Origin of the sequence: Nostoc sp. PCC 7524 (genome assembly GCF_000316645.1) — a bacterium.
Taxonomy (GTDB): Bacteria; Cyanobacteriota; Cyanobacteriia; order Cyanobacteriales; family Nostocaceae; genus Trichormus.
The window spans coordinates 6,607,036-6,627,321 of sequence record NC_019684.1 but is presented as its reverse complement, the minus strand read 5'-3'; the positions used below and the strand labels follow the sequence as shown (position 1 = coordinate 6,627,321).

Below are 20,286 nucleotides of genomic sequence, written 5' to 3'. Positions count from 1 at the left end.
TGCCCCCTGCTTCCTCTGTCCCCTACCTTAACTAAACACCCGATGCTGTAACGAAGGCATTTGTCGGCGGACTTGTTCTAGGCGTGAGGGATTAATTTCTGCGATCGCTATTCCGGGTTTGTCACCAGCATCAGCTAAAATTGTCCCCCAAGGGTCAATGACGACTGCGTGTCCGTGGGTGAGACGGCGACCATAATTATTACCTGTTTGTGCTGGTGCAATTACGTAGGCAGTATTTTCAATGGCTCTGGCTTGTAGCAAAACTTGCCAGTGGTCTTTACCTGTAAAAGCGGTGAACGCAGCAGGCACAAATATGACATCCACTTCTTTTTGGGACAGATGGCGATAGAGTTCGGGGAAGCGGACATCATAACAGATAGACACCCCGATATTGCCTAAAGTGTCTGAAAAATGGACGGGGGGTAATTGCTGACCGGCTACAACTGTACTAGATTCGCGGTAGGTATTACCGTCAGGCACATTCACATCAAACAGATGTACTTTATTGTAGCGGGCGAGTTCTTGCCCACTGGGATCAACAAGAATTGTTGTGTTATATACTTTACCTGTATCGCCTACGGGAACTGGAAAGCTCCCACCTAAAAGCGTAATTTGGAAGCGTTGCGCCATCTTTTTAATAAAGATTTCACTTTCACGAGCGATCGCTTCTGCTTGTGCTAGTTTATCGTTTTCCTCCCCCATAAACGAGAAATTTTCTGGCAAACCCACCAATTCCGCACCTCGGCGCACAGCCAGATCAATTAATTCCTCTGCTTGTACCAAATTCTTTTGTAAATCAGGTACGCTGGTCATTTGAATAGCGGCGGCTAAATAAGACTTCATAGACTTAAAGAAACAGTGTAGTTGTGTGAGATAGATACTCAAATATACCGTTACTTCAATATCTGACAAAGAGGACAAGGGGACAAGAGGATGAGGGGGGATGTTGTTGTGTTGCCCGTTTTTTTCTGAAAGTCCCCAACACGTTGCTCAACGCCCCACTACCGCTAACAGCACCGGCTAAACGCCTCGCTACCGCTAACACCAACCAGCCGAACTCAGGTTACATTCAGGTTAGCTTGTAATCAAACCTTGATTAACTGGTGTTATTGTGGATACTTCTGTTCTCATTCAAACTTTTATTGCGGTGTTTGTCCTAGCAGATGCCATAGGTAATATACCAGTGGTTTTAGCTTTAACTCAGGGTATGGAACCAGAAGATAGAAATAAAGTAATTGATAAGGCGATTATTGTAGCGATCGCAGTTCTGCTAATATTTGCCTTTACTGGTCAATATATTTTGACCTATTTAGAAATTAGCATGGGTTCGTTGCGAGTAGCTGGCGGTCTTTTATTGCTGTTAATCGCCTTGCAAATGCTGCGGGGAGAATTGAATACACCAATTACCGAACAAGGACGGGATGTCTCGATTACACCTTTAGCTTTGCCATTGCTAGCAGGGCCAGGTACAATCACGACAGTCATGTTGTTAATGTCCAAATCCCAGAGTCCCCATCTGGCTGTAGTTGTGGGGGTTGTAGGCGCGATGTTTGTGACTTGGTTGATTTTGCGCTTGGCAAACAAGATTGATAGTTTGATTGGTGCTGAGGGTGGGGTAATTGTGACTCAGCTTTTAGGTTTTCTGTTAGCCGCACTGGCTGTAGAGATTGGTAGCACCGGGATTCGAGAATTGTTTTTACAGTAAGGTTGTTAATCATCAAACTCCCTCCCCCATATCCCCTGCTTCTCGACTCATCCCTACCCAGTTTCTCTCTTGCTTTTTCAACTAACGCCTTGGCTGTTTCATATATCAACAAATTAAAAATCGAGGCTTGCACGAATTTTCAGCATTGCCCATCTTACAAAACTGAAACACATTCAGTTAATTGTGATTTTGAATTAAAATAGATATAGAAAGTAATAATTGGTAAATAAGTTTAAGTATTGCAAAGCTATCTGAAAAACCATTGCGTATATTGTCAATATATTGAGAAACTCAGCCGGAACAACTTATCAGAATTAGAGTATAGAAACCAAGATAAATTGACTCAAAAAGGAGTCTAAGATTATGGCTATTACTAAAATGCTTGCTAGCATCACTCAGTATATTTCTGAAGCCGTAATGCGGATCTTTGGCCCTACCGATGACGCTTATCCTATAATTGGCGTGCAACCTTTTAGCGGGGAACCTTATAAAAAGGGTACAGCTGAGATTTGGTAAATAATAGTGCAATGAGTCAACTGCACGATAGTCATATAATCCAACCACAGACAAACTATAGATAAACTATCTATGTTTGTCTGTGGTTTTATTTTTCAAATTCTTGACACTGGTTAATGCTACTAAAGGATTATGAAATCAGCTAAAGTCTGTAAATCTGGAACTTCTGAATCGGGTTCACCTATAGATGGAATGGTAGCACCAGAACCTATTTTACCTACTCTGTGGTTTACCCAAACTGTTGATTGGCAAAAATCAAATATTTAATTTTCTAACCTGGTGTTCGCCTACGATGATAATTACTACAATAAAGTAGTAATGTATCTAACCTCTGGAGTTCTGACAGTGGGCTTATTTGATGATTTTAGTCGGTTTCTGGAAAACCGTTTAGAGGAATTCTTGCGTAATAATCCGCATTTGGAATTAGAGGCGCTGTTAGAACAGCTGCGGCAGCAAGAGGAAGATACATTAAAATTAATTGCAGATTTACAGTTGCAAGAGAAGCGATCGCAAGAAGATATTCTCTCTACTGCTCAAGAAATTCAGCGTTGGCATATCCGTGTGCAGAAAGCCCAAAACGCTGGTAGACAGGATTTAGCGGCGGCAGCCCAAGACAGAGAAGCAGCCTTACTGCGTGAAGGGAATCAGCTTTGGGGACATATGCAAGGCTTAAAGGAACGCATCAAACAATCCCAAGAACTCCTGCATAAAATACAAGTGCGGCGACAAGAAGTCCAAACCAAGGCAGCACAAGCGCAGACAACGCGCGCTAAAGCCCAAGCCCAGCAACGCTTAGAAACCAACGGCTGGTGGACTCCCACTAGCAGTTATACAAGCGGGTTGGATGACTTGGAAGAAAAGTTTCGTCGCTGGGAAACTGAAGACGAGTTAGAACAAATGAAGCGCAATTTGGGAAAATAATTATTGCATTTCTGGTCAGGTAGGCAATGCTGAAAATTACCTCTAGTATTACAGCACTTTTGAAGTAAGTGAGGTACATCATGAGTAATGAGTAATGAGTAATGAGTAAGAAATTTACTTATTACTCATTACTTTTTTCAATTAGTTGCTGTACTTCATAAACATCGAATCTGCTGTAATTTTACGTCGTCTTCATTGCCTACTCTACGGTTAATTTCCTAGAAATCAAATCTCAAAATGGTATGTAATTTGACAGCAATTTTCTTGATGGTTTACTACTGATTAATTAGTAAACTATCGAAAATCTCAATATGGAAATATTTCTTTAATTTTTATATAAAATATACATATTCTGATAAAGTGTAATTAACCAGAGCGTCACACCATAATTTTTTCTGTTTATCATTTTTTTGTGCTTGCCGCAGTATTTTTCAGACGTTCCAAATTGAACTGAGGCATGGAAAGAAGTATATTTTTAGATGTTTTGTATAGCCTACAAAAATTATTTGTAGGTTACATTCCTGCTGCTGTTTTAGGTTGTTTTTTGGGATATTTGATTGGGATAAATGCCGCAATTTATCAAATTTTTAGACGAATAGTTCAAATACCAAATAGCATTCCTCCTGTAGCATTGTTACCCATCCTGTTGATTATCTTGCAAGAAAAAGAATCAGCAGTTGTGAGTGTGATTTTTGTCGCTACTCTCTGGACAATTATCATTAACATCGCCATTGGTATGCAACATTTCCGCAGACAAGATAACAACTTTAAAGTAGCAATTTTTCATCTATTTCATGCTCTGAAAGTTGGTGTTTGGGTAGCATGGTTTACAGTGATTACTACAGAAATGTTGCTCGGTGAGAAAGGATTGGGTGCGCTGGCTTGGAATGGTTATAAATCTGTCAATGTTAGTGACATTTTTGAAGCAATAATTTACATAGGGAGCATTGGTTTTTTGCTGGATCAATTACTAGATTCCACAGGATATATGCTGGCTCAGATTGTCAACAACGGTAAAAAGTCTAGTTGAAATGGGGATTAAAGACTGGGGAATGCTGCGTCTTGTTGTCAAAAATTAAAAGATTACCTCCGATGGAAGTAATCTTTTATAGTACATAATAATTCTATTTTGGTGGTGCGATCGCCTGAAACATAACTGCACCATCAAATTAAATACTATTCTTCTTCTTCATCCAACTCTTCATCTTCATCTTCTTCATTAGCCTTAGATACGGAGTTCGCAGAAACAACTGCTCCCTTATCTAATTTTTCCCGTACCAATTGCTTGATTTGTTCGGTAAATTCTGGCTTTTCTTCTAGGTACTTAATGGCATTATCTCGCCCTTGGGAAATGTTATCACCGTTGTAACTGTACCAAGCTCCTTTACGGATCAGAATACCAGTTTCTTCTGCCAAGTCTACTAGACAACCTAAAGTAGAAACACCTTTACCAAAAATGATGTCGAATTCTGCGATTCTAAAAGGTGGTGCAACTTTATTTTTCGCAACTTTGACTTTAACTCGGTTGCCGAATTCATCAGAACCCTTTTTCAAGGTTTGAATCCGACGAATATCTAAGCGCACTGAAGCATAGAACTTCAACGCATTACCGCCAGTGGTGGTTTCTGGGCTACCGTAGGTGACACCAATTTTTTGCCGTAGCTGGTTAATAAAGATAACTGTACAACCAGATTTACCAATATTACCAGTAATTTTACGTAGAGCTTGGCTCATCAGTCTCGCTTGCAGACCAACGTGAGCATCACCCATATCCCCTTCGATTTCAGCACGGGGAACTAACGCGGCAACGGAGTCAATCACGACAATATCAACGGCGGCGGAACGCACTAACTGATCCACAATTTCCAAAGCTGATTCGCCGGTATCGGGTTGGGAAACCAGCAAGTTTTCTATATCTACGCCTAAAGCGCCTGCGTAAGTGGGGTCAAGGGCGTGTTCTGCATCCACAAAGGCAGCAATACCACCTTCTTTCTGCACTTCCGCGATCGCATGAAGTGCTACAGTCGTCTTACCGGAACTTTCCGGCCCATAAATCTCAATTACCCGTCCCTTGGGTAAACCGCCACCCAACGCCAAATCCAAAGTCAGCGCCCCAGTGGAAATTGTTTCTACCCGCATCCGGGTAGCATCTCCCAGGCGCATGATTGCTCCTTTACCGAAGCTGCGCTCAATCTGGTTGAGTACCATATTCAGCGCCTTTTGCTTGCCGGAAGTATCGGTATTGATAGCCATTCGTGCCTCTATAAGTATATGGATTTAAGAAGTGTGGGGTTGGGAGTTTTACTAGAACAGATATACTATTTTAGCCAGAAAATTCTGAAATAGGACTTCTCAAATTAAAAAGTAACTGTGACAAGATCCTAACCTGATTGCTACGTGATTGGGGTAGCGGCACTCTAAAAATTTTGGAAAAGGTAACATTTTAAACTCGGATTTACGCGGATACGATATAACATGATGCGTCAAGCTAAAGCCTTGACACACCCTACTTCTGCCTTTTGTCTTCTTCAAAGCAATTCTGTAATTGAAAATTGTCGCTGACGATCTAGTTCTTGAAGCTTCAACTTTTCAGCATAGAATGCTTGATAATATGACTGCCATTTTTCTGGTTCGGCTTCTGGATCAGTTTCTTGCCACAGTTCCAAAAAGTGACGATAACGCTTTTCTCTCAACACTCGTTCCATACAAGCGATCGCAGCTTGCACAACTTGGGGAGTACGCATAATTTCTTTCTTAGCTTTCTCATTCAAATGAAATAAATGAGAAATTAAACCGATATCTTCAGCTAGTTCTAAATATCTATCTTGCAAACTAGAAATTATATTAATCTGTTCGCCTGTTAACTCTAAAATCTGTCCCCACAAAAATCGATGGTGAGAAAGACTAAATTCTAAATCTCGTTCTTCTAATTCTGAAATAATAGCTTGACGCTGTTCACAACAATGTAGATAAATTCGCAGTAGTAAAGCTTCTGCTTGTTCCAGAAGGCTTCGTTCTGTAGTAGGGAGTGGGGAAAGTTTGACGGCATTCCCCGTTTTCTTTAAGGCTACAGGTTGAGAATATGTAGTTTTTGATGGAGCGATTTGAGTTAAGAGATTTTCGACTCTTAAGGGTATGAGTCTGGTATCGCCTAAGCTGAGGATTTCTGCACAATAGGAAACGTAATAATTGCGGGTGTCACTATTAACTATATTTTTGAGTAATTTGACAATTTGCTGTGTGACTTGTTGAAAATCTGTAGCTTGTTTTAAGTTGCGGTCTTTGATAATTTGCTGGATCTGCCAATCTATCCACAGAGGGGCATTTGCTAATAGTTGTTCATAATCTTCTCGACCATGAGAACGTAAAAACTCATCAGCATCTTTGCCGTCTGGAATATTAATAATTTTGAGTTTAACTTCACCTTTATAAGCTAAATCAGCAATTTCCCCAATTGCCCTTTCTGCGGCGTTAGTCCCAGCTTTATCAGCGTCAAAGTTAAGTACCAATTGTTTGGAGTCGGTGTAACGCAACATCAACCTGACTTGTTCCAAACTCAAGGCTGTACCGAGGGAAGCGACAGCATTATTAATACCCGCAGCGTGGAGAGCGATCGCATCAAAATATCCCTCTACTACCACCGCCTGATCGAGTTGGGAAATCCCAGTTTTAGCTTGATCCAGGGCAAATAAAGTTTTACCTTTATTAAATAATTCTGTTTCCGGTGAATTTAAATACTTGGGCTGTTCATCGGTGAGAGTCCTACCACCAAACCCAATCACCCGTCCTTGTACATCACGAATAGGAATCATCAAGCGATCGCGGAAGACATCATAATAACCGCTTCCTTCCTTACGGGGTTTAATTAATCCCGCTTTTTCCACCAACTGCACCGGGTAGTGCTTATCTTCTACCAGATAGCGGTGGAGAGTTTCCCAACCTGGAGGGGCATAACCCAAACCAAACTGCTGGATTGTAGCTTCATTCAGCAGGCGATCGCTGCGTAAATATAGCATAGCCCGTTGTCCTTGAGATTGGCGCAGGGCGTGTTGATAAAACTGGGCGGCGGAAGCCAGAACTTCATATAATTGTTCCCGCAAAGACAATTGACGCTGTAACTCTTGGCGTTGTTCTGGTTCTAGAGTTTTGACAGGGACTTGGTAACGTCGTGCTAAATCTAACACCACCTCAGAAAAAGATTGCTTACCCAAATCCATCAAAAACTTTATCGCATTCCCCCCAGCTTGACAGCCGAAGCAATAATACATTTGCTTAGTTTGGCTGACAGTAAAACTGGGACTTTTCTCGTCATGAAAAGGACACAAGCCCACAAAATCCTTACCGCGCTTGCGTAAAACCACGTATTCTGATACGACATCCACAATATCAGCGCGATGTTTAACTTCTTCAATTGTGTCTGGGTGCAGGCGTGGAATTGACATAATTTAGGCAATAGTTATTAGGCAATAGGCAATAGTCATTATTTACTCCCTCATCTCCCTCATCTCCCTCATCTCCCACCCTACGGGTAGAGGCTTACGCCATCGTAAGAGAAACTGACGCTACATCTCCCTCATCTCCTGCTCCCTGCCTTCTATAAATCGCTCCTGATGGATATTATATTGTTGTTGCTAGACGAAGAATATTGTATAGAATTGCTTACGCTTAATTTTATTTAAGAGGAAATACGGTAAATGGGGCGTATTTTTATTTCAGCAGCCCACGGAGGCCGAGAAGCAGGGGGTATTGATCCAGGTTCTATAGCTGGTGGTACAACAGAAGCTAGAGAAATGATTTTACTGCGAGATTTGATTGTAACAGAACTGCGATCGCGGAGTTTTGAAGTATTAGCAGTTCCTGATGATTTGAGTGCTGCGGGTACTATTGCCTGGATCAATTCCCGTGTTCGTCGTGGTGATGTTGCCCTAGAAACTCATGCAGATGCTGCTAGTAGTCCTACTGTACGGGGAGCTAGTGTCTATTACATTGCCAGTAATAATGAGCGTAAAAGTAATGGTGAATTGCTGTTAGTGGGACTATTACGCCGTGTGCCTCAACTACCAAATCGGGGAGTTAAACCAGACACAGATAGTGGGTTGGGGAGTTTAGCATTTTGTCGGCAGGTGGTAATTCCTTCTCTGTTATTACAAGTCGGGTTTATTAGCAATCCAGAGGATCGAGCATTGCTGCAAAATCGTCGCCGAGATTTTGCTTTGGGTATTGCTGATGGATTAGCATCTTGGAGCCGAGTTATTGATCCCACCCCTGGAACTCCGCAAGATCCCAATTATCCACCCATCAACATCAACATCAACGGACAAAATTATGCAGAGCAAGGCATTTTAGTTAACGGTAATGCCTACATTCCCATTGATTTAGTAGATCGTCTGCGGATTGACTTGTCAAAAGCACCCAATGTCAATCGGATTACCTATCGCAAAGTGGTATATATCAAAGCTATTGAATTACGAGACTTTAATGTTGCGGTGGGCTGGGATGCAGCAACTCGCACTGTCATATTGCGCTCCAATTTGATAGTTTGCCCTGGTCAATTTGACCGCATTATGTCAAATGGTAATACTTCGGAAGTAGAGTTACAACTATTTCTGAGAAACAACAATGAAAATGCCCTCAATCAGTTTCCCGACTTACCAAAACTCTATCGAGAAGAAGCCACTATGGAAGGAGTGAACTATGATATCGCTTTCTGCCAAATGTGCTTAGAAACGGGATTTTTGCGCTTTGGTGGTGATATTAAACCCCAGCAAAATAACTTTGCGGGTTTAGGTTCTATTGGCGGTGGTGCAGAGGCAGCTTCCTTTCCTAGTGCCAGAATTGGAGTTAGGGCGCATATTCAACACCTCAAAGCCTACGCCAGCCTAGAACCTCTAGTGAATGAAGTTGTCGATCCCAGGTTTCGTTTTGTTACCCGTGGTGTTGCTCCCTTACTAGAACAACTGTCAGGACGTTGGTCAGCCGATTTAGATTATGGTACGAAAATTATAGCAATGATCAAACGGCTGTATGATTCAGCAGGATTCTTTAATGCTAATAGGGTTTAGGAATTGGGGACTGGGGATTGGGGACTGGGGGCTGGGGAGATGGGGGAGATGGGGGAGATGTAGCGTCAGCTTCCCGCAGGGTGGGAGATAAGGGAGAAATTATCTCCAATGTTCAATGCTCAATCCCAAGTTATCATCATCATCATCATCAAGTAGTTTTCATCACTCTAGTCATGTCCAAAAAAGTTACTTTTGGGTTAATGCTGTTATTTGTTGGTGTTCAAGTCAGTGTTAACCAACAAGTTGTTCAAGCACAAACTCCAACCCCAGCATCAACTAGCACACAATCAATTTGTCCTGCCCAATTGGGGACAGCCATCGATGCTATCATTAATCGCCCCATCTTTAATCGAGTACGCTGGGGAGTTTTAGTTAAACCTCTGTCATCTGTACAAAATCTCTATAGTCGGGATGCCCAGAAGTATTTTATTCCTGCTTCTAATACCAAGTTACTAACTACAGCTGCGGCATTACTACAACTAGGTGCAGACTTTCGCTTTCGTACCTCTATTTATCAAAATGGCAATGGTGTTTTTAGTGTTGTTGGTAGGGGAGATCCCAGCCTCAGTGATACTCAATTACAAGCACTCGCCCAACAGCTAAAACAGCAGGGTATTACTCAAATTCAACAGTTAATTGCTGATAATAGTTATGTTCAAGGAGATATTGTTAACTCGACTTGGCAATGGGAAGATGTACAGTCAGATTATGGTGCGCCAGTTAATAGTTTTATTGTCAATCAAAATGTTTTTGGATTGAAGCTCATCCCCCAAACACTTGGTAAAACTCCGCAGTTAGTATGGAATGATGATAACGAAAGACGACAATGGTTAGTAGTTAATCGGTCAGTGACAGTTGCCGAAAATCAACCAAACTATATTAATGTTAGCCGTGATTTAACCGGCAAGATACTGCAAATTGAGGGACAATTAGCAGCCAATTCCACACCTTATTTAGTAGATTTACCTGTAGTTGATCCTGATTATTACTTTTTAAGACGTTTCCGTACAGCTTTAGCCACAGAAAAAATTACTTTAGGACAGACTTTAGTAGCTCGTCTTGGCAATAATCAACAGGAATTAGCATCTGTGCAGTCGCCACCTTTATCAGAATTACTCAGAGAAACTAATCAAAATAGTAACAATATTTTTGCAGAATCTCTGTTGAGAGCTTTAGCTGTGCGATCGCCAACATTACAAAATAAAAGTTCTGAGGCTCTTGGCTTAGAAGCCATCAAGACAAATTTAACAAAATTGGGGGTTGATCCCACATCCTATCAGTTGGCAGATGGTTCCGGTTTATCACGGCGGAATTTAATTACCCCAGAAGCGTTGGTACAAACTTTGCAGGGAATAGCAAAAACACCAGGCGCAAATGTATATCGTGCATCTTTACCTGTAGCCGGAAAAAGTGGGACTTTAAGTAATCGCTTTCGTAACACTCCGGCTGAGGGAATTGTACAAGCAAAAACAGGCACACTCAGGGGTGCAGTTTCTCTTTCGGGTTATATGAATGCACCTGAATATGAGCCTTTGGCTTTCAGTATTATGGTGAATCAATCAGAACAACCTGCCAGTGTCTTGCGGCAAGCTATTGATGAAATGGTAGTGTTATTAACACAGTTAAAACGTTGTTAATATTCCTCTGAATCACCCCACAAATGGAAAAGCTCATAAATCTTAGGGTGCGTCAGACAAAGTTATTGGTTAATAGAATGAGCATTTGTATCTTTGAAGCACCCTATCATTTATAGCAGAAGGCAATAGGCAATAGGCACTCTTGCAATAGTAAAATCCATGTCATGAATGAGTTTGAGCTTTTAGTCATGTCCTAATCGCCTTGTCTACAGCTATATTGTTTTTCTGGTGTTGGTTACTCATTATTTAAGAGACTTATTTTATATTCTTTGTATAAAAAATAAACATAAGTATAAGCAAATATTTGCTACATTTATATCAATAGTATAAAAAGTAGTCTGTCTTTAGTTAGAGCCGATAATACATACTCATCGTTATTCTAAGTAAGTAAGAACACGAATTGATCAAGCTTATAAAAACACAGGTATTTATATTGATCTGTGTTTTTTCGCGTTTATACGTGTTTAAATTCTAGGTTTTCAGCTTACGCTACCCTAGAAGCAAAATCATTATTTAGGGGTTACTATGTCAGAATTGATTCAAGCAATCTTGGATAGCGAAGAAAGAAGTGATTTGCGTAACTTTGTCAGTCAATTACGTCACAAAGAGCAGAAATATTTGTTGCGTAATGACATATTGCATGAGTATCGTGAATATTGCTCTAAATCCGAAAAACCAGACACATTTTATGCTTATTCTCGTTTAGGTAAACTCATTTACTATACTCAGGAAATTATTCAAGAAGACTCAAATACTTGTTTCATTATTCGCTCCAAGATTGCTGGTCAAGAAATTTACCTACTGACAGCAGATTTAGATGTGGAATCGATGACTGTACAGGAACTGTTGGATCTGCGCGATCGCTTCGTCAATAAATTCCACCCCCAAGAAGGTGATCTGCTAGAACTCGATTTTGGCCCCTTTTACGATTATTCCCCAGTCATCCGTGACCCAAAAAACATTGGTAAGGGTGTGCAGTTTCTCAACCGTTATCTATCTAGTAAACTGTTTCAAGACCCAAAACAATGGCTGGAAAGCTTATTTAATTTCTTGCGCCTACACCAATACAACGGTGTGCAACTGCTGATTAACCAATATATTCAATCGCAGGAACAGCTTTCCCAACAAGTCAAGAAAGCCTTAGCTGTAGTCAGCCAAAGACCTAGTGATGAACCTTACGAGCAATTCCGCTTGCAATTGCAAATGATGGGTTTTGAACCGGGTTGGGGTAACACAGCCGGACGTGTCCAGGAAACCTTAAATATTCTTGATGAACTTATCGACTCTCCTGACCCCCAAACCCTAGAAGCCTTCATTTCTCGCATCCCGATGATTTTTAGAATCATCCTGGTGTCAGCACATGGTTGGTTTGGACAAGAGGGTGTCTTAGGTCGTCCTGATACTGGTGGTCAGGTGGTGTATGTGCTTGACCAAGCCAAGAATTTAGAAAAGCAACTGCAAGAAGATGCCATCCTAGCTGGTTTAGAAGGGTTAAACGTCCAGCCGAAAGTAATTATTTTAACTCGTCTGATTCCCAACAGTGATGGTACTCTGTGCAACCAACGGCTAGAAAAAGTCCACGGTACAGAAAACGCCTGGATTTTGCGCGTACCTCTGCGGGATTTTAACCCCAACATGACCCAAAACTGGATTTCCCGGTTTGAGTTTTGGCCTTATCTAGAAACCTTCGCCATTGATGCAGAAAGGGAACTGCTGGCGGAATTCCAAGGGAGACCAGATTTAATTGTGGGTAACTATACCGATGGCAACTTGGTAGCGTTCTTGTTGGCGCGACGGATGAAAATTACCCAGTGCAACATCGCCCACGCTTTGGAAAAATCCAAATACTTATTTAGTAACCTCTACTGGCAAGATTTAGACGATAAATATCATTTCTCCTTGCAATTCACTGCTGATTTGATTGCCATGAATGCAGCTAACTTTATCATCAGCAGCACCTACCAAGAAATTGTCGGCACACCGGATAGTATTGGACAGTACGAATCCTACAAATGCTTCTCCATGCCAGAGTTGTACCATGTAGTGAACGGAATTGAATTATTTAGTCCCAAGTTTAACGTTGTACCGCCTGGAGTGAATGAAAATGCTTATTTTCCCTACACTCGGACTGAAGACCGTGTAGAGAGCGATCGCGATCGCATTGCCGAAATGTTGTTTACTTTAGAAGATCCTAGTCAAATCTTCGGTAAACTTGATGATCCTAGTAAGCGTCCAATATTCTCAATGGCGCGTCTCGACCGGATTAAAAACCTCACTGGTTTAGCTGAATGCTTTGGTCGCAGTAAAGACTTGCAAGAACATTGCAACTTAATTTTAGTTGCAGGTAAGTTGCGTGTTGAAGAATCAGACGATAACGAAGAACGCGATGAAATCGTCAAACTTTACCACATCATTGATGAGTACAATCTACATGGCAAAATTCGCTGGTTAGGTGTGCGGTTATCAAAAACCGATTCTGGAGAAATTTATCGGGTGATAGCAGACCATCAAGGTATCTTTGTCCAACCAGCCTTATTTGAAGCCTTTGGTTTGACAATTCTCGAAGCTATGATTTCCGGTTTACCAACCTTTGCTACTCAATTTGGTGGGCCATTAGAAATTATTCAAGATAAGATCAATGGCTTTTACATTAACCCCACTGATTTAGAAGAAACAGCCCAGAAAATTCTCGAATTTGTCATTAAATGTCAACAAAATCCCCAATATTGGGAAACAGTTTCTCAGCAAGCAATTAACCGTGTATTTAGTACATATACATGGAAGATTCACACAACTAAGCTGTTATCTTTAGCACGGATTTATGGCTTCTGGAACTTTATTTCTAAGGAGAACCGTGAAGACTTGCTACGCTACCTTGAGGCTTTATTCTATTTAATTTATAAACCCAGAGCGCAACAACTTCTAGAACAGCATCAGTATCGGTAGGACTGGGTTGGGAAGAAGCAGGGGAGCAGGGATAAATACCTTACCCCCTGCCCCAATTCCTCTTCTGCCTCCAATACCCCATACCCTTATCGTGAGGATCTCGTCAGCGAGGACCAAGTATTTGGGCCTACGATACCGTCTACCTTAAGATTTCGCTGTACTTGAAAAGCTTTAACGGCACTTTCTGTCAATGCTCCATAAACCCCATCTATTCTAATGGCATAACCATTAGCCACTAACAACCGTTGTAAGACTCTGACAGATGTACCTGAGTTACCAAAACGTAAATTTGGTAGACTTCTAGTAGGTCTAGCAAATCTTCTGGCAATAACAACATCTTCGCGAATTTGTGCAGTTAAAAAACGCGCTTCATTAGTAAATTTTACCTTAACAGCCTGAAAATTGTTAAACTCATCTACGCTATAATCATCTTTAATAAGATGTGTTTTTTCTATCAGAGTTTTTTGATTTTCGGGTTTGAAAGCTAATTTAATAGTTGGGGAACTTTCATGTTGCTCTATAAATTCAGGTGGCGTGATGTTTGCAGATGACACTAACTGATCTGACTGAATTTGTGTAGACCCGTTCACGCCATTGTCAAGCTGAATTACAGGCTGTTTGGGCAAAATAGACGGAGGTGGTTGCGTTGTTGCTAATACGCCCGTCATCAGCAGGACAATATCATTCATCGTATTTGATATCACTATCACCCATAATTCCTTTGACAGAAAAAATTAATTAATTCCGGAATAGTGCGTACTTAAATCTCATGAGTTAAATTTCGAGCTATAGGCAATAATTCAGAATTGATCGTTGAGAATTTTGAATTAATCTTCCCTAGGTCATTCTGAGTTATTGATACTGCTACTACAGTACGGCTGATACAGTTTTAAGTTGTTTTTTGATACTTCAATTTACAGCAGTTAATAGGTTAAAAAACTGCTCGATGATGCTTGAGATAATACTCTCCTGAATTATTTAACGTGACAAGGAATAATAAACTCTAGATAGCAAAAAAATTATTCCACCCTAAGCTGTATATATCTAGGTATGGTTTTTAAATTTGAGATTGATTGATTACTTATTTTGTGATAGGGATTTCTGAAGTAAATTCAAAAATTGAAAAAAATGTAATAATTATTGCTATTGAAAGGTGGTCATAATTATCACTAATATCAGATTTGTATAAAGGTTTAATCCTAGCAAAAAGAAATCATATGCTAGTTTTATAGGTGCTAATGTGTGCATTTTATTACCTAATACTTTATAAATTGATGTTTAAAATAATAGTAGGAGTGCCGAATTTTACGCTCCTACTAAATGTGTTTTTGGTTGAGAAAATAGTAGCGATCGCCTTCAGCCAAATTTATCGCCAAGTAGTATAAGTTGCACCACGATATTTTAGTTGCACAGGAGATTTAGCCTGAGATGTTGCTGTAGGCAGATAAAAGTTAATTTTTGCACCTCGATAGCAACCAATACGTAAACTAGCAGCTGGTTTCACTTCTGTAGAGTTGCGTTCATAACTAGCAGCGCGGTAAGTAAGTTGCATAGCTTTGCCTTCCTTTGAGGAAATGTTTAACAGACTACGGTGTACACACATCCCCATACACGATGCAAAATGTCGTCTGATTCCCCTAAATTTCCTTTAAAAAGACTTTGATTACGCTGTGTGCAATTTTCTCTCAAACCTAACCCCCAACCCCTTCCCTACATAGCTTGCTTCTCCGAAGGAGTGGGAAGGGGAGCAAGAATCAAAGCCTCTAACGCCACTTGCTACAACGCGGGAAACCCGCGCAACGCAGTGGCTCCTCCTTGCAGGGGAGAGGTTTGGAGAGGGGTTTCAAAAATAAGTTGCACATCGCGTTTGATTCTATTTTTCCATTCAGGCTAGGGGGGATCAAAACAATGCAGGATCAGGTGATCAGATTTGTGTGTACGCTGTAGGTTCACGGGGAGGAAACTAAATATTTCCCTTGTTTATCAGGGGTTGAGGGGGTTTTTAGAATTCCTGCAAAAGGTCTAATATTGATATTCCTACTTCCACATTAAAGACAAATAAAAGTCGCGATAAAAAAGTTAAGGATTTCTCTAACTTACAATTTTGATGACGAAGGCTGATATTGTAGCTTTAACACAAGCGATCGCCCTCAGCAATCCCTAAGTTATTCTCTTTCTTGATCAGTTTTTGCTTATTTACATCGCAGAAGACGTGAGAGGATGTTTGAAAAGCGTTTAGCTGTGATTTTAGGCACTTATGGGGAATAGAGGCTTAAACTGATAAGTAGCTCAGTGTTAAAAATTATCGCTATGGCAAGGCAGGAGGCAGGAGGCAGGAGGCAGAAGGGAAGAGGGTTATGGCTTTGTTTACCTTTCTTAACTCAGTTCTGTTTTTTCCCACCGACTTACTTATTAACTATGGAAATACAACTAACTATTGACGAAATCAACACTGCAAGGGAATTATTGCAGAATAATGCACCAGCCCAGCACGCCTTAGAGCATTTAGAAAAACATAATGGCAGAGTAGCAAATGCTTTTGAGGATTTATGGATTGAGAAAAATGGGATAGTGATTATGCCAGAGGGTAAATCTCTATGGCAAGTAACACTAAAAGCACTGCGTAAAGAACTGTGTGACGATGATGGTTTTCGTGGACAGATTAAAGAATACTCAAGAAATCCAGGTAGTTCACCCTTGTTAACAGGGTTAATAGTTTCCCTAGTGGGTTTAGCAACATCAAATGGATTACCCCTTGATCCTGCGATCGCTACTGTGATTGTTTTGTATATCCTCAAAGTCGGGTTAAACATCTTTTGCGACTACACCGAACCACCTACAGACAACTCTGGAACTTTACCACCAGCCAACTAAAACAATTCGCAATTCGCAATTCGCAATTCGCAACGATGCTCCCGCCCCGCTCCGCTAACGCAATGGATTAAAAGCAATATTCATAACCTCCTCACTTGCAGGGAGAGGGTTAGAGAGTTCTTATTCCAACGCCCTCTCAATCATCCCCCTGACTTCTTCCACCGTCACCCCAAAAACATTAGCTGCCCCTTGTAACAGACTCTCATCTTGAGTAGCTTGATAAAACCGGACAAAATTCCTCACCGAAATACTTAAACCATGCTCGTCATTAAACTCAAACGTAATCTGTAAATCTTGCAGATAATAGGCTGTTGCTTGTGCTATTTCTCCCAATTCCTCTGCAACCCTACCAAGTTGGTAGTAGGTGGTAGCTTGGCTATAGCGATCGCCATATTCAATCAAGATATCTAAAGCTTGTTGATAATAGGATTTGGCTTGTTCCCATTGGCGTAATTCTTCGGCTACTCTTCCCAAGTTGTGGTAACTGCGAGCTTGGCTATAGCGATCGCCATATTCAATTTTGATATCTAAAGCTTGTTGATAATAGGATTTGGCTTGTTCCCATTGGCGTAATTGTTGGGCTACTCTTCCCAACTGGTGGTAGGTGGTAGCTTGGCTATAGCGATCGCCATATTCAATAAAGATATCTAAAGCTTGTTGATCATAGGTTTTGGCTTGTTCCCATTGGCGTAATTCTTGGGCTACAATTCCCAACTGGTGGTAGGTGCTAGCAATAAATAGTTTCTTACTTCTTAACTCTAAATTTGTAAGTTTGTCTAATATTTCTAATTGTTTTTGGTATAGTTGCTCTGCTTTTTGATATTGATTCGTTTTCAAATAACACTGAGCTAGTGAATCATTAGCAATAGCTATGTCCTGTCCATTTTCAGTTTGTAAAAATTCTGATGGATATTTATCTATAGCTTGATCAACTTGTTCTGCCAACTTTAGGTTACTTTGAATATCATTAATTAGCTCAAAGTATTTATCTAAACAGAAAAATATACCAATAGTTTCTTGTTTTTCTAAACAAATTTGCAACGCCTTATAAAGGTTTTCATATTCCAGCCTACAGAAAAATATACCCAATTGCCGTTCTTCAGCATTTTTAAAATTCATCAACTGCTGATAAGAACGTGACAAACCAATATAGTGATTTTTAAACCCTTCTCGTAAGCCTTCACGGGTTGATGACTCAACTACATCTAACTTACTCTGCAAAAAGTAAGGAAAAATCGGCTGAATTGTTAATAACCTATTTTCCTCATCCATTGGCGATAATAAACCCCAGTTTATTGCCTCTTGTATTGCCTCATCAAATTTAGCAAAATTATAATCCTGAAAAGCTTCTAACTCTTGCAGTTTCTTGGCATAATTAGGGATATCAGTACGGTCAATAAACCCACTAAAAGGAGCTAAACACAACAGTAACTTCTGTGCTTCAGGTGACAGATTACTGTGGGAATATTCCACACATTTTAAAATACTCTTAGTTTTATCATCACTCTTAGCATCTAAATCTACATCCCCGCCTTGCAAAGCCTCTAAAATTTTCTGGGGTGACTGATGACGCAAATTTGCCAGCACCACTTCCATAGCTAAGGGATACCCAGCTAACAGTTTCATCAACTTCTGAAAGTCTGTATCTTGAGGAATAGCAGCAAGACGATGGGCGGGTACATTCCGTTCTAAAATCTTCTCCGCCAACTCTGTCCGCGCTTCTCTATCTAACCCTTGCAATTCATAAACATTGTTTCTAAAAGTTGCTTTTTGCAACCATTCCTCACGACTGCGAGAACCCAACACCACCCGCGTTGCTCCACCAACTAATAGCCCCAAAAAATCCCTAATTTGATTGCGCTCTGCCTCTGGTAATGTATTTTGAATTGCTAATTGCTGTCCCGTTACTGACTCCAAATTATCCAAAATCAAAGCATAGTTTTCAGTCCGCAATGTTGCTGATAATTTCTGCACCTGCGCCGGTTGATTCATCGCCTGAAACTTCGCCTGTTCAAAGCGGTTATAGACCAAATTGCCAATTTCATGCAAGATTTGTTCTAAAGTCCACGCCCTTTCGTCATACCCAAAATAAAATACATCCCGAACAAAATGCGTTTTTTGCCACCATGCCCGCAGATAATTTAACAGAGTAGTTTTACCTGTTCCTCCCATTCCCTGCAACAATAAAATATTATGTTTTAATAATGCCTTCTCAATTTTGAGAATTTCTAAATCTCGCCCAATAAATCCATATTCTGGCAAGATAAATCTGTACTGACTCCCGACAACTTCCCAATATTTCTCTTCTTCTTCCGGTGTAAACTGCCGTAAATTAAAATTCACCACTTGAGAATAATAAACTACAGGCAATAACCAATCTTCTAAGCTAATAAACTTGTTGTGATAAGCTTTACGTTCCTTATTATTAAATAGTTCTCGCCTTCCCAAACGAATCGCCTCAGTGATGGGTTTATTATTAAACAAATGACGATAAATCTGTTCCATTAACAAAGTCGCCGCCGAAACAGTGACAGAATACCCCATTGCCACCACCATCTGCATCCCAGCCGTCATCAACCGACTACCCAAGCTAGTCTCTCGTAACCCTTCCCCTTTCGTCGCCTCATTTTCTTTCGCTTCCGCCTCACCTGCGGGAAGAGAATTTTTCACCTGTTTTCCCGACTGACAAGCATTGAGCATACAAACAGGAATTCCCTTACCTGTCAGCAACGCCGCCAACTCTCCCGCCTCGACTAAATCAACCTTACCCTGAGTTTCTCCCTCAAAAGCCAAAAACGCCTTCACGCCCTCAAACGGCTGCAAATCACCCCGTCCGTAACGCCCCTTGTAAATATAGCGATTCCGCTTACTGGGGTTATCCACTTGTTCATAAGTCATCAATGCGCCGTGCATATCCAAATGAATAACGTGATAGAACCCCGCCCCTTTCTCTTCCAAATGCTGAGATAAAGCTTCATAAGTACCTGGGCGTAGCAATTCCACATTCACCCGCAAATGGCTATTTTCTATCAACTCCAGCAAAGGACGTGAGATGGTGCGATAAGCCACGTCTTTTTCTTCATCTGGACGCGCTACCACTACCAGCAAATTAATCACGGGCGATATCTGCACATTTGCTGACACTGGTGCAGGTTTAACACTTTTCCGCAGCATTACACACTCTACCGCCAAAGGACGAGTCCATTCTGGATCATGCAATGCTTCCCAGTGCAGGGCTTGAAATTCTGGGTTGTTACCAATAATTTCAATCTGTACTTGACTTAAGTTGCTGCGGAGTTGGCAATAAATGCTGTAAGCGTTAATATCTGTCTGGAATACTTGTTTAAATAACCGTTCACCGTAGGTTTTGACACTGGCTGCTGTTTTCTCTGCAATAGCAGTATCACCAAAGGGAAAGATGATCCAGTCTTCAAAATACCACTCTAAATGTTTTTCTTCCTGCGGAGTGAAGGGATCAGTAATTGTCACTCGGTATTCCCCACTATCAAATTTGAGTATTGCTTCAAATTCGGTGTCTGTTTGCCGTTCTTCCCGAATTACAATCACTGGCACAACTATATCTCCCCCACAGGTAGGATTACATAGTTATATGCTACACACTAGA

At 40.9% G+C, this 20,286-nt stretch carries 15 protein-coding genes; 9 read left to right on the top strand and 6 right to left on the bottom strand.

Features of this window, described 5'->3' with window-relative positions; genetic code table 11:
* Positions 1 to 27: 27 nt before the first annotated feature.
* Positions 28 to 843, bottom strand: coding sequence for a carbon-nitrogen hydrolase family protein (locus tag NOS7524_RS27095; protein WP_015141678.1), 816 nt, complete (start codon positions 841 to 843; stop codon positions 28 to 30).
* Positions 844 to 1,111: 268 nt separating this feature from the next.
* Here NOS7524_RS27095 and NOS7524_RS27090 point away from each other — a divergent pair, with 268 nt between their 5' ends.
* From NOS7524_RS27090 to NOS7524_RS27075, 5 genes are all read left to right on the top strand, one after another.
* A complete protein-coding gene (locus NOS7524_RS27090; protein WP_015141677.1) occupies positions 1,112 to 1,705 on the top strand; it encodes a MarC family protein in 594 nt (197 codons plus the stop codon).
* Positions 1,706 to 2,068: 363 nt separating this feature from the next.
* Positions 2,069 to 2,221 carry a hypothetical protein gene (locus NOS7524_RS27085; RefSeq protein ID WP_015141676.1) on the top strand — a complete coding sequence of 51 codons (153 nt, stop codon included), beginning with the start codon at positions 2,069 to 2,071 and terminating at the stop codon, positions 2,219 to 2,221.
* Positions 2,222 to 2,353: 132 nt separating this feature from the next.
* A complete protein-coding gene (locus NOS7524_RS31050; protein WP_015141675.1) occupies positions 2,354 to 2,488 on the top strand; it encodes a hypothetical protein in 135 nt (44 codons plus the stop codon).
* 51 nt (positions 2,489 to 2,539) lie between these two features.
* Positions 2,540 to 3,142, top strand: a complete 603-nt coding sequence (locus NOS7524_RS27080; RefSeq protein WP_015141674.1) for a TIGR04376 family protein — start codon at positions 2,540 to 2,542, stop codon at positions 3,140 to 3,142.
* Between the two features lie 457 nt (positions 3,143 to 3,599).
* Positions 3,600 to 4,172 carry an ABC transporter permease gene (locus NOS7524_RS27075; RefSeq protein ID WP_015141673.1) on the top strand — a complete coding sequence of 191 codons (573 nt, stop codon included), beginning with the start codon at positions 3,600 to 3,602 and terminating at the stop codon, positions 4,170 to 4,172.
* 146 nt (positions 4,173 to 4,318) lie between these two features.
* Here NOS7524_RS27075 and recA read toward each other — a convergent pair whose 3' ends face one another.
* Both recA and dnaG read right to left on the bottom strand, forming a co-directional pair.
* On the bottom strand, positions 4,319 to 5,395 hold the full coding sequence (gene recA / locus NOS7524_RS27070; RefSeq protein WP_015141672.1) for a recombinase RecA: 1,077 nt from the start codon (positions 5,393 to 5,395) through the stop codon (positions 4,319 to 4,321).
* Positions 5,396 to 5,670: 275 nt separating this feature from the next.
* On the bottom strand, positions 5,671 to 7,584 hold the full coding sequence (dnaG, locus tag NOS7524_RS27065) for a DNA primase (RefSeq protein ID WP_015141671.1): 1,914 nt from the start codon (positions 7,582 to 7,584) through the stop codon (positions 5,671 to 5,673).
* 252 nt (positions 7,585 to 7,836) lie between these two features.
* Here dnaG and tftA point away from each other — a divergent pair, with 252 nt between their 5' ends.
* The 3 genes from tftA to NOS7524_RS27050 all read left to right on the top strand — a co-directional run bounded on the left by tftA (position 7,837) and on the right by NOS7524_RS27050 (position 13,787).
* Positions 7,837 to 9,204 carry a hormogonium tapered terminus morphoprotein TftA gene (gene tftA, locus NOS7524_RS27060; RefSeq protein ID WP_015141670.1) on the top strand — a complete coding sequence of 456 codons (1,368 nt, stop codon included), beginning with the start codon at positions 7,837 to 7,839 and terminating at the stop codon, positions 9,202 to 9,204.
* A gap of 173 nt (positions 9,205 to 9,377) precedes the next feature.
* The gene (dacB, locus tag NOS7524_RS27055) at positions 9,378 to 10,841 is read left to right on the top strand and encodes a D-alanyl-D-alanine carboxypeptidase/D-alanyl-D-alanine endopeptidase (RefSeq protein WP_015141669.1); all 1,464 of its coding nucleotides are present in this window, start codon (positions 9,378 to 9,380) and stop codon (positions 10,839 to 10,841) included.
* Positions 10,842 to 11,366: 525 nt separating this feature from the next.
* Positions 11,367 to 13,787 carry a sucrose synthase gene (locus NOS7524_RS27050; protein ID WP_015141668.1) on the top strand — a complete coding sequence of 807 codons (2,421 nt, stop codon included), beginning with the start codon at positions 11,367 to 11,369 and terminating at the stop codon, positions 13,785 to 13,787.
* 86 nt (positions 13,788 to 13,873) lie between these two features.
* Here NOS7524_RS27050 and NOS7524_RS27045 read toward each other — a convergent pair whose 3' ends face one another.
* Positions 13,874 to 14,476 carry a peptidoglycan-binding domain-containing protein gene (locus NOS7524_RS27045; RefSeq protein ID WP_015141667.1) on the bottom strand — a complete coding sequence of 201 codons (603 nt, stop codon included), beginning with the start codon at positions 14,474 to 14,476 and terminating at the stop codon, positions 13,874 to 13,876.
* Positions 14,477 to 15,153: 677 nt separating this feature from the next.
* Entirely contained in the window at positions 15,154 to 15,339 is a 186-nt protein-coding gene (locus tag NOS7524_RS27040) for a DUF4278 domain-containing protein (RefSeq protein WP_015141665.1), read from the bottom strand.
* Positions 15,340 to 16,205: 866 nt separating this feature from the next.
* Here NOS7524_RS27040 and NOS7524_RS27035 point away from each other — a divergent pair.
* Positions 16,206 to 16,661, top strand: coding sequence for a hypothetical protein (locus NOS7524_RS27035; protein WP_015141664.1), 456 nt, complete (start codon positions 16,206 to 16,208; stop codon positions 16,659 to 16,661).
* A 120-nt stretch (positions 16,662 to 16,781) separates the two neighbouring features.
* Here NOS7524_RS27035 and NOS7524_RS27030 read toward each other — a convergent pair whose 3' ends face one another.
* Positions 16,782 to 20,234, bottom strand: a complete 3,453-nt coding sequence (locus tag NOS7524_RS27030) for a CHAT domain-containing tetratricopeptide repeat protein (RefSeq protein ID WP_015141663.1) — start codon at positions 20,232 to 20,234, stop codon at positions 16,782 to 16,784.
* Positions 20,235 to 20,286: the final 52 nt, after the last annotated feature.

What these genes read in the sequence shown, in the direction of transcription:
- tftA (WP_015141670.1), top strand. Translation starts at nt 7,837, where the DNA reads ATGGGGCGTATTTTTATTTCAGCAGCCCACGGAGGCCGAGAAGCAGGG.
- recA (WP_015141672.1), bottom strand. Translation starts at nt 5,395, where the DNA reads ATGGCTATCAATACCGATACTTCCGGCAAGCAAAAGGCGCTGAATATG.
- NOS7524_RS27045 (WP_015141667.1), bottom strand. Translation starts at nt 14,476, where the DNA reads ATGAATGATATTGTCCTGCTGATGACGGGCGTATTAGCAACAACGCAA.
- NOS7524_RS27040 (WP_015141665.1), bottom strand. Translation starts at nt 15,339, where the DNA reads ATGCAACTTACTTACCGCGCTGCTAGTTATGAACGCAACTCTACAGAA.
- NOS7524_RS27035 (WP_015141664.1), top strand. Translation starts at nt 16,206, where the DNA reads ATGGAAATACAACTAACTATTGACGAAATCAACACTGCAAGGGAATTA.
- NOS7524_RS27075 (WP_015141673.1), top strand. Translation starts at nt 3,600, where the DNA reads ATGGAAAGAAGTATATTTTTAGATGTTTTGTATAGCCTACAAAAATTA.
- dnaG (WP_015141671.1), bottom strand. Translation starts at nt 7,584, where the DNA reads ATGTCAATTCCACGCCTGCACCCAGACACAATTGAAGAAGTTAAACAT.
- NOS7524_RS31050 (WP_015141675.1), top strand. Translation starts at nt 2,354, where the DNA reads ATGAAATCAGCTAAAGTCTGTAAATCTGGAACTTCTGAATCGGGTTCA.
- NOS7524_RS27085 (WP_015141676.1), top strand. Translation starts at nt 2,069, where the DNA reads ATGGCTATTACTAAAATGCTTGCTAGCATCACTCAGTATATTTCTGAA.
- NOS7524_RS27080 (WP_015141674.1), top strand. Translation starts at nt 2,540, where the DNA reads ATGTATCTAACCTCTGGAGTTCTGACAGTGGGCTTATTTGATGATTTT.
- dacB (WP_015141669.1), top strand. Translation starts at nt 9,378, where the DNA reads ATGTCCAAAAAAGTTACTTTTGGGTTAATGCTGTTATTTGTTGGTGTT.
- NOS7524_RS27095 (WP_015141678.1), bottom strand. Translation starts at nt 843, where the DNA reads ATGAAGTCTTATTTAGCCGCCGCTATTCAAATGACCAGCGTACCTGAT.
- NOS7524_RS27050 (WP_015141668.1), top strand. Translation starts at nt 11,367, where the DNA reads ATGTCAGAATTGATTCAAGCAATCTTGGATAGCGAAGAAAGAAGTGAT.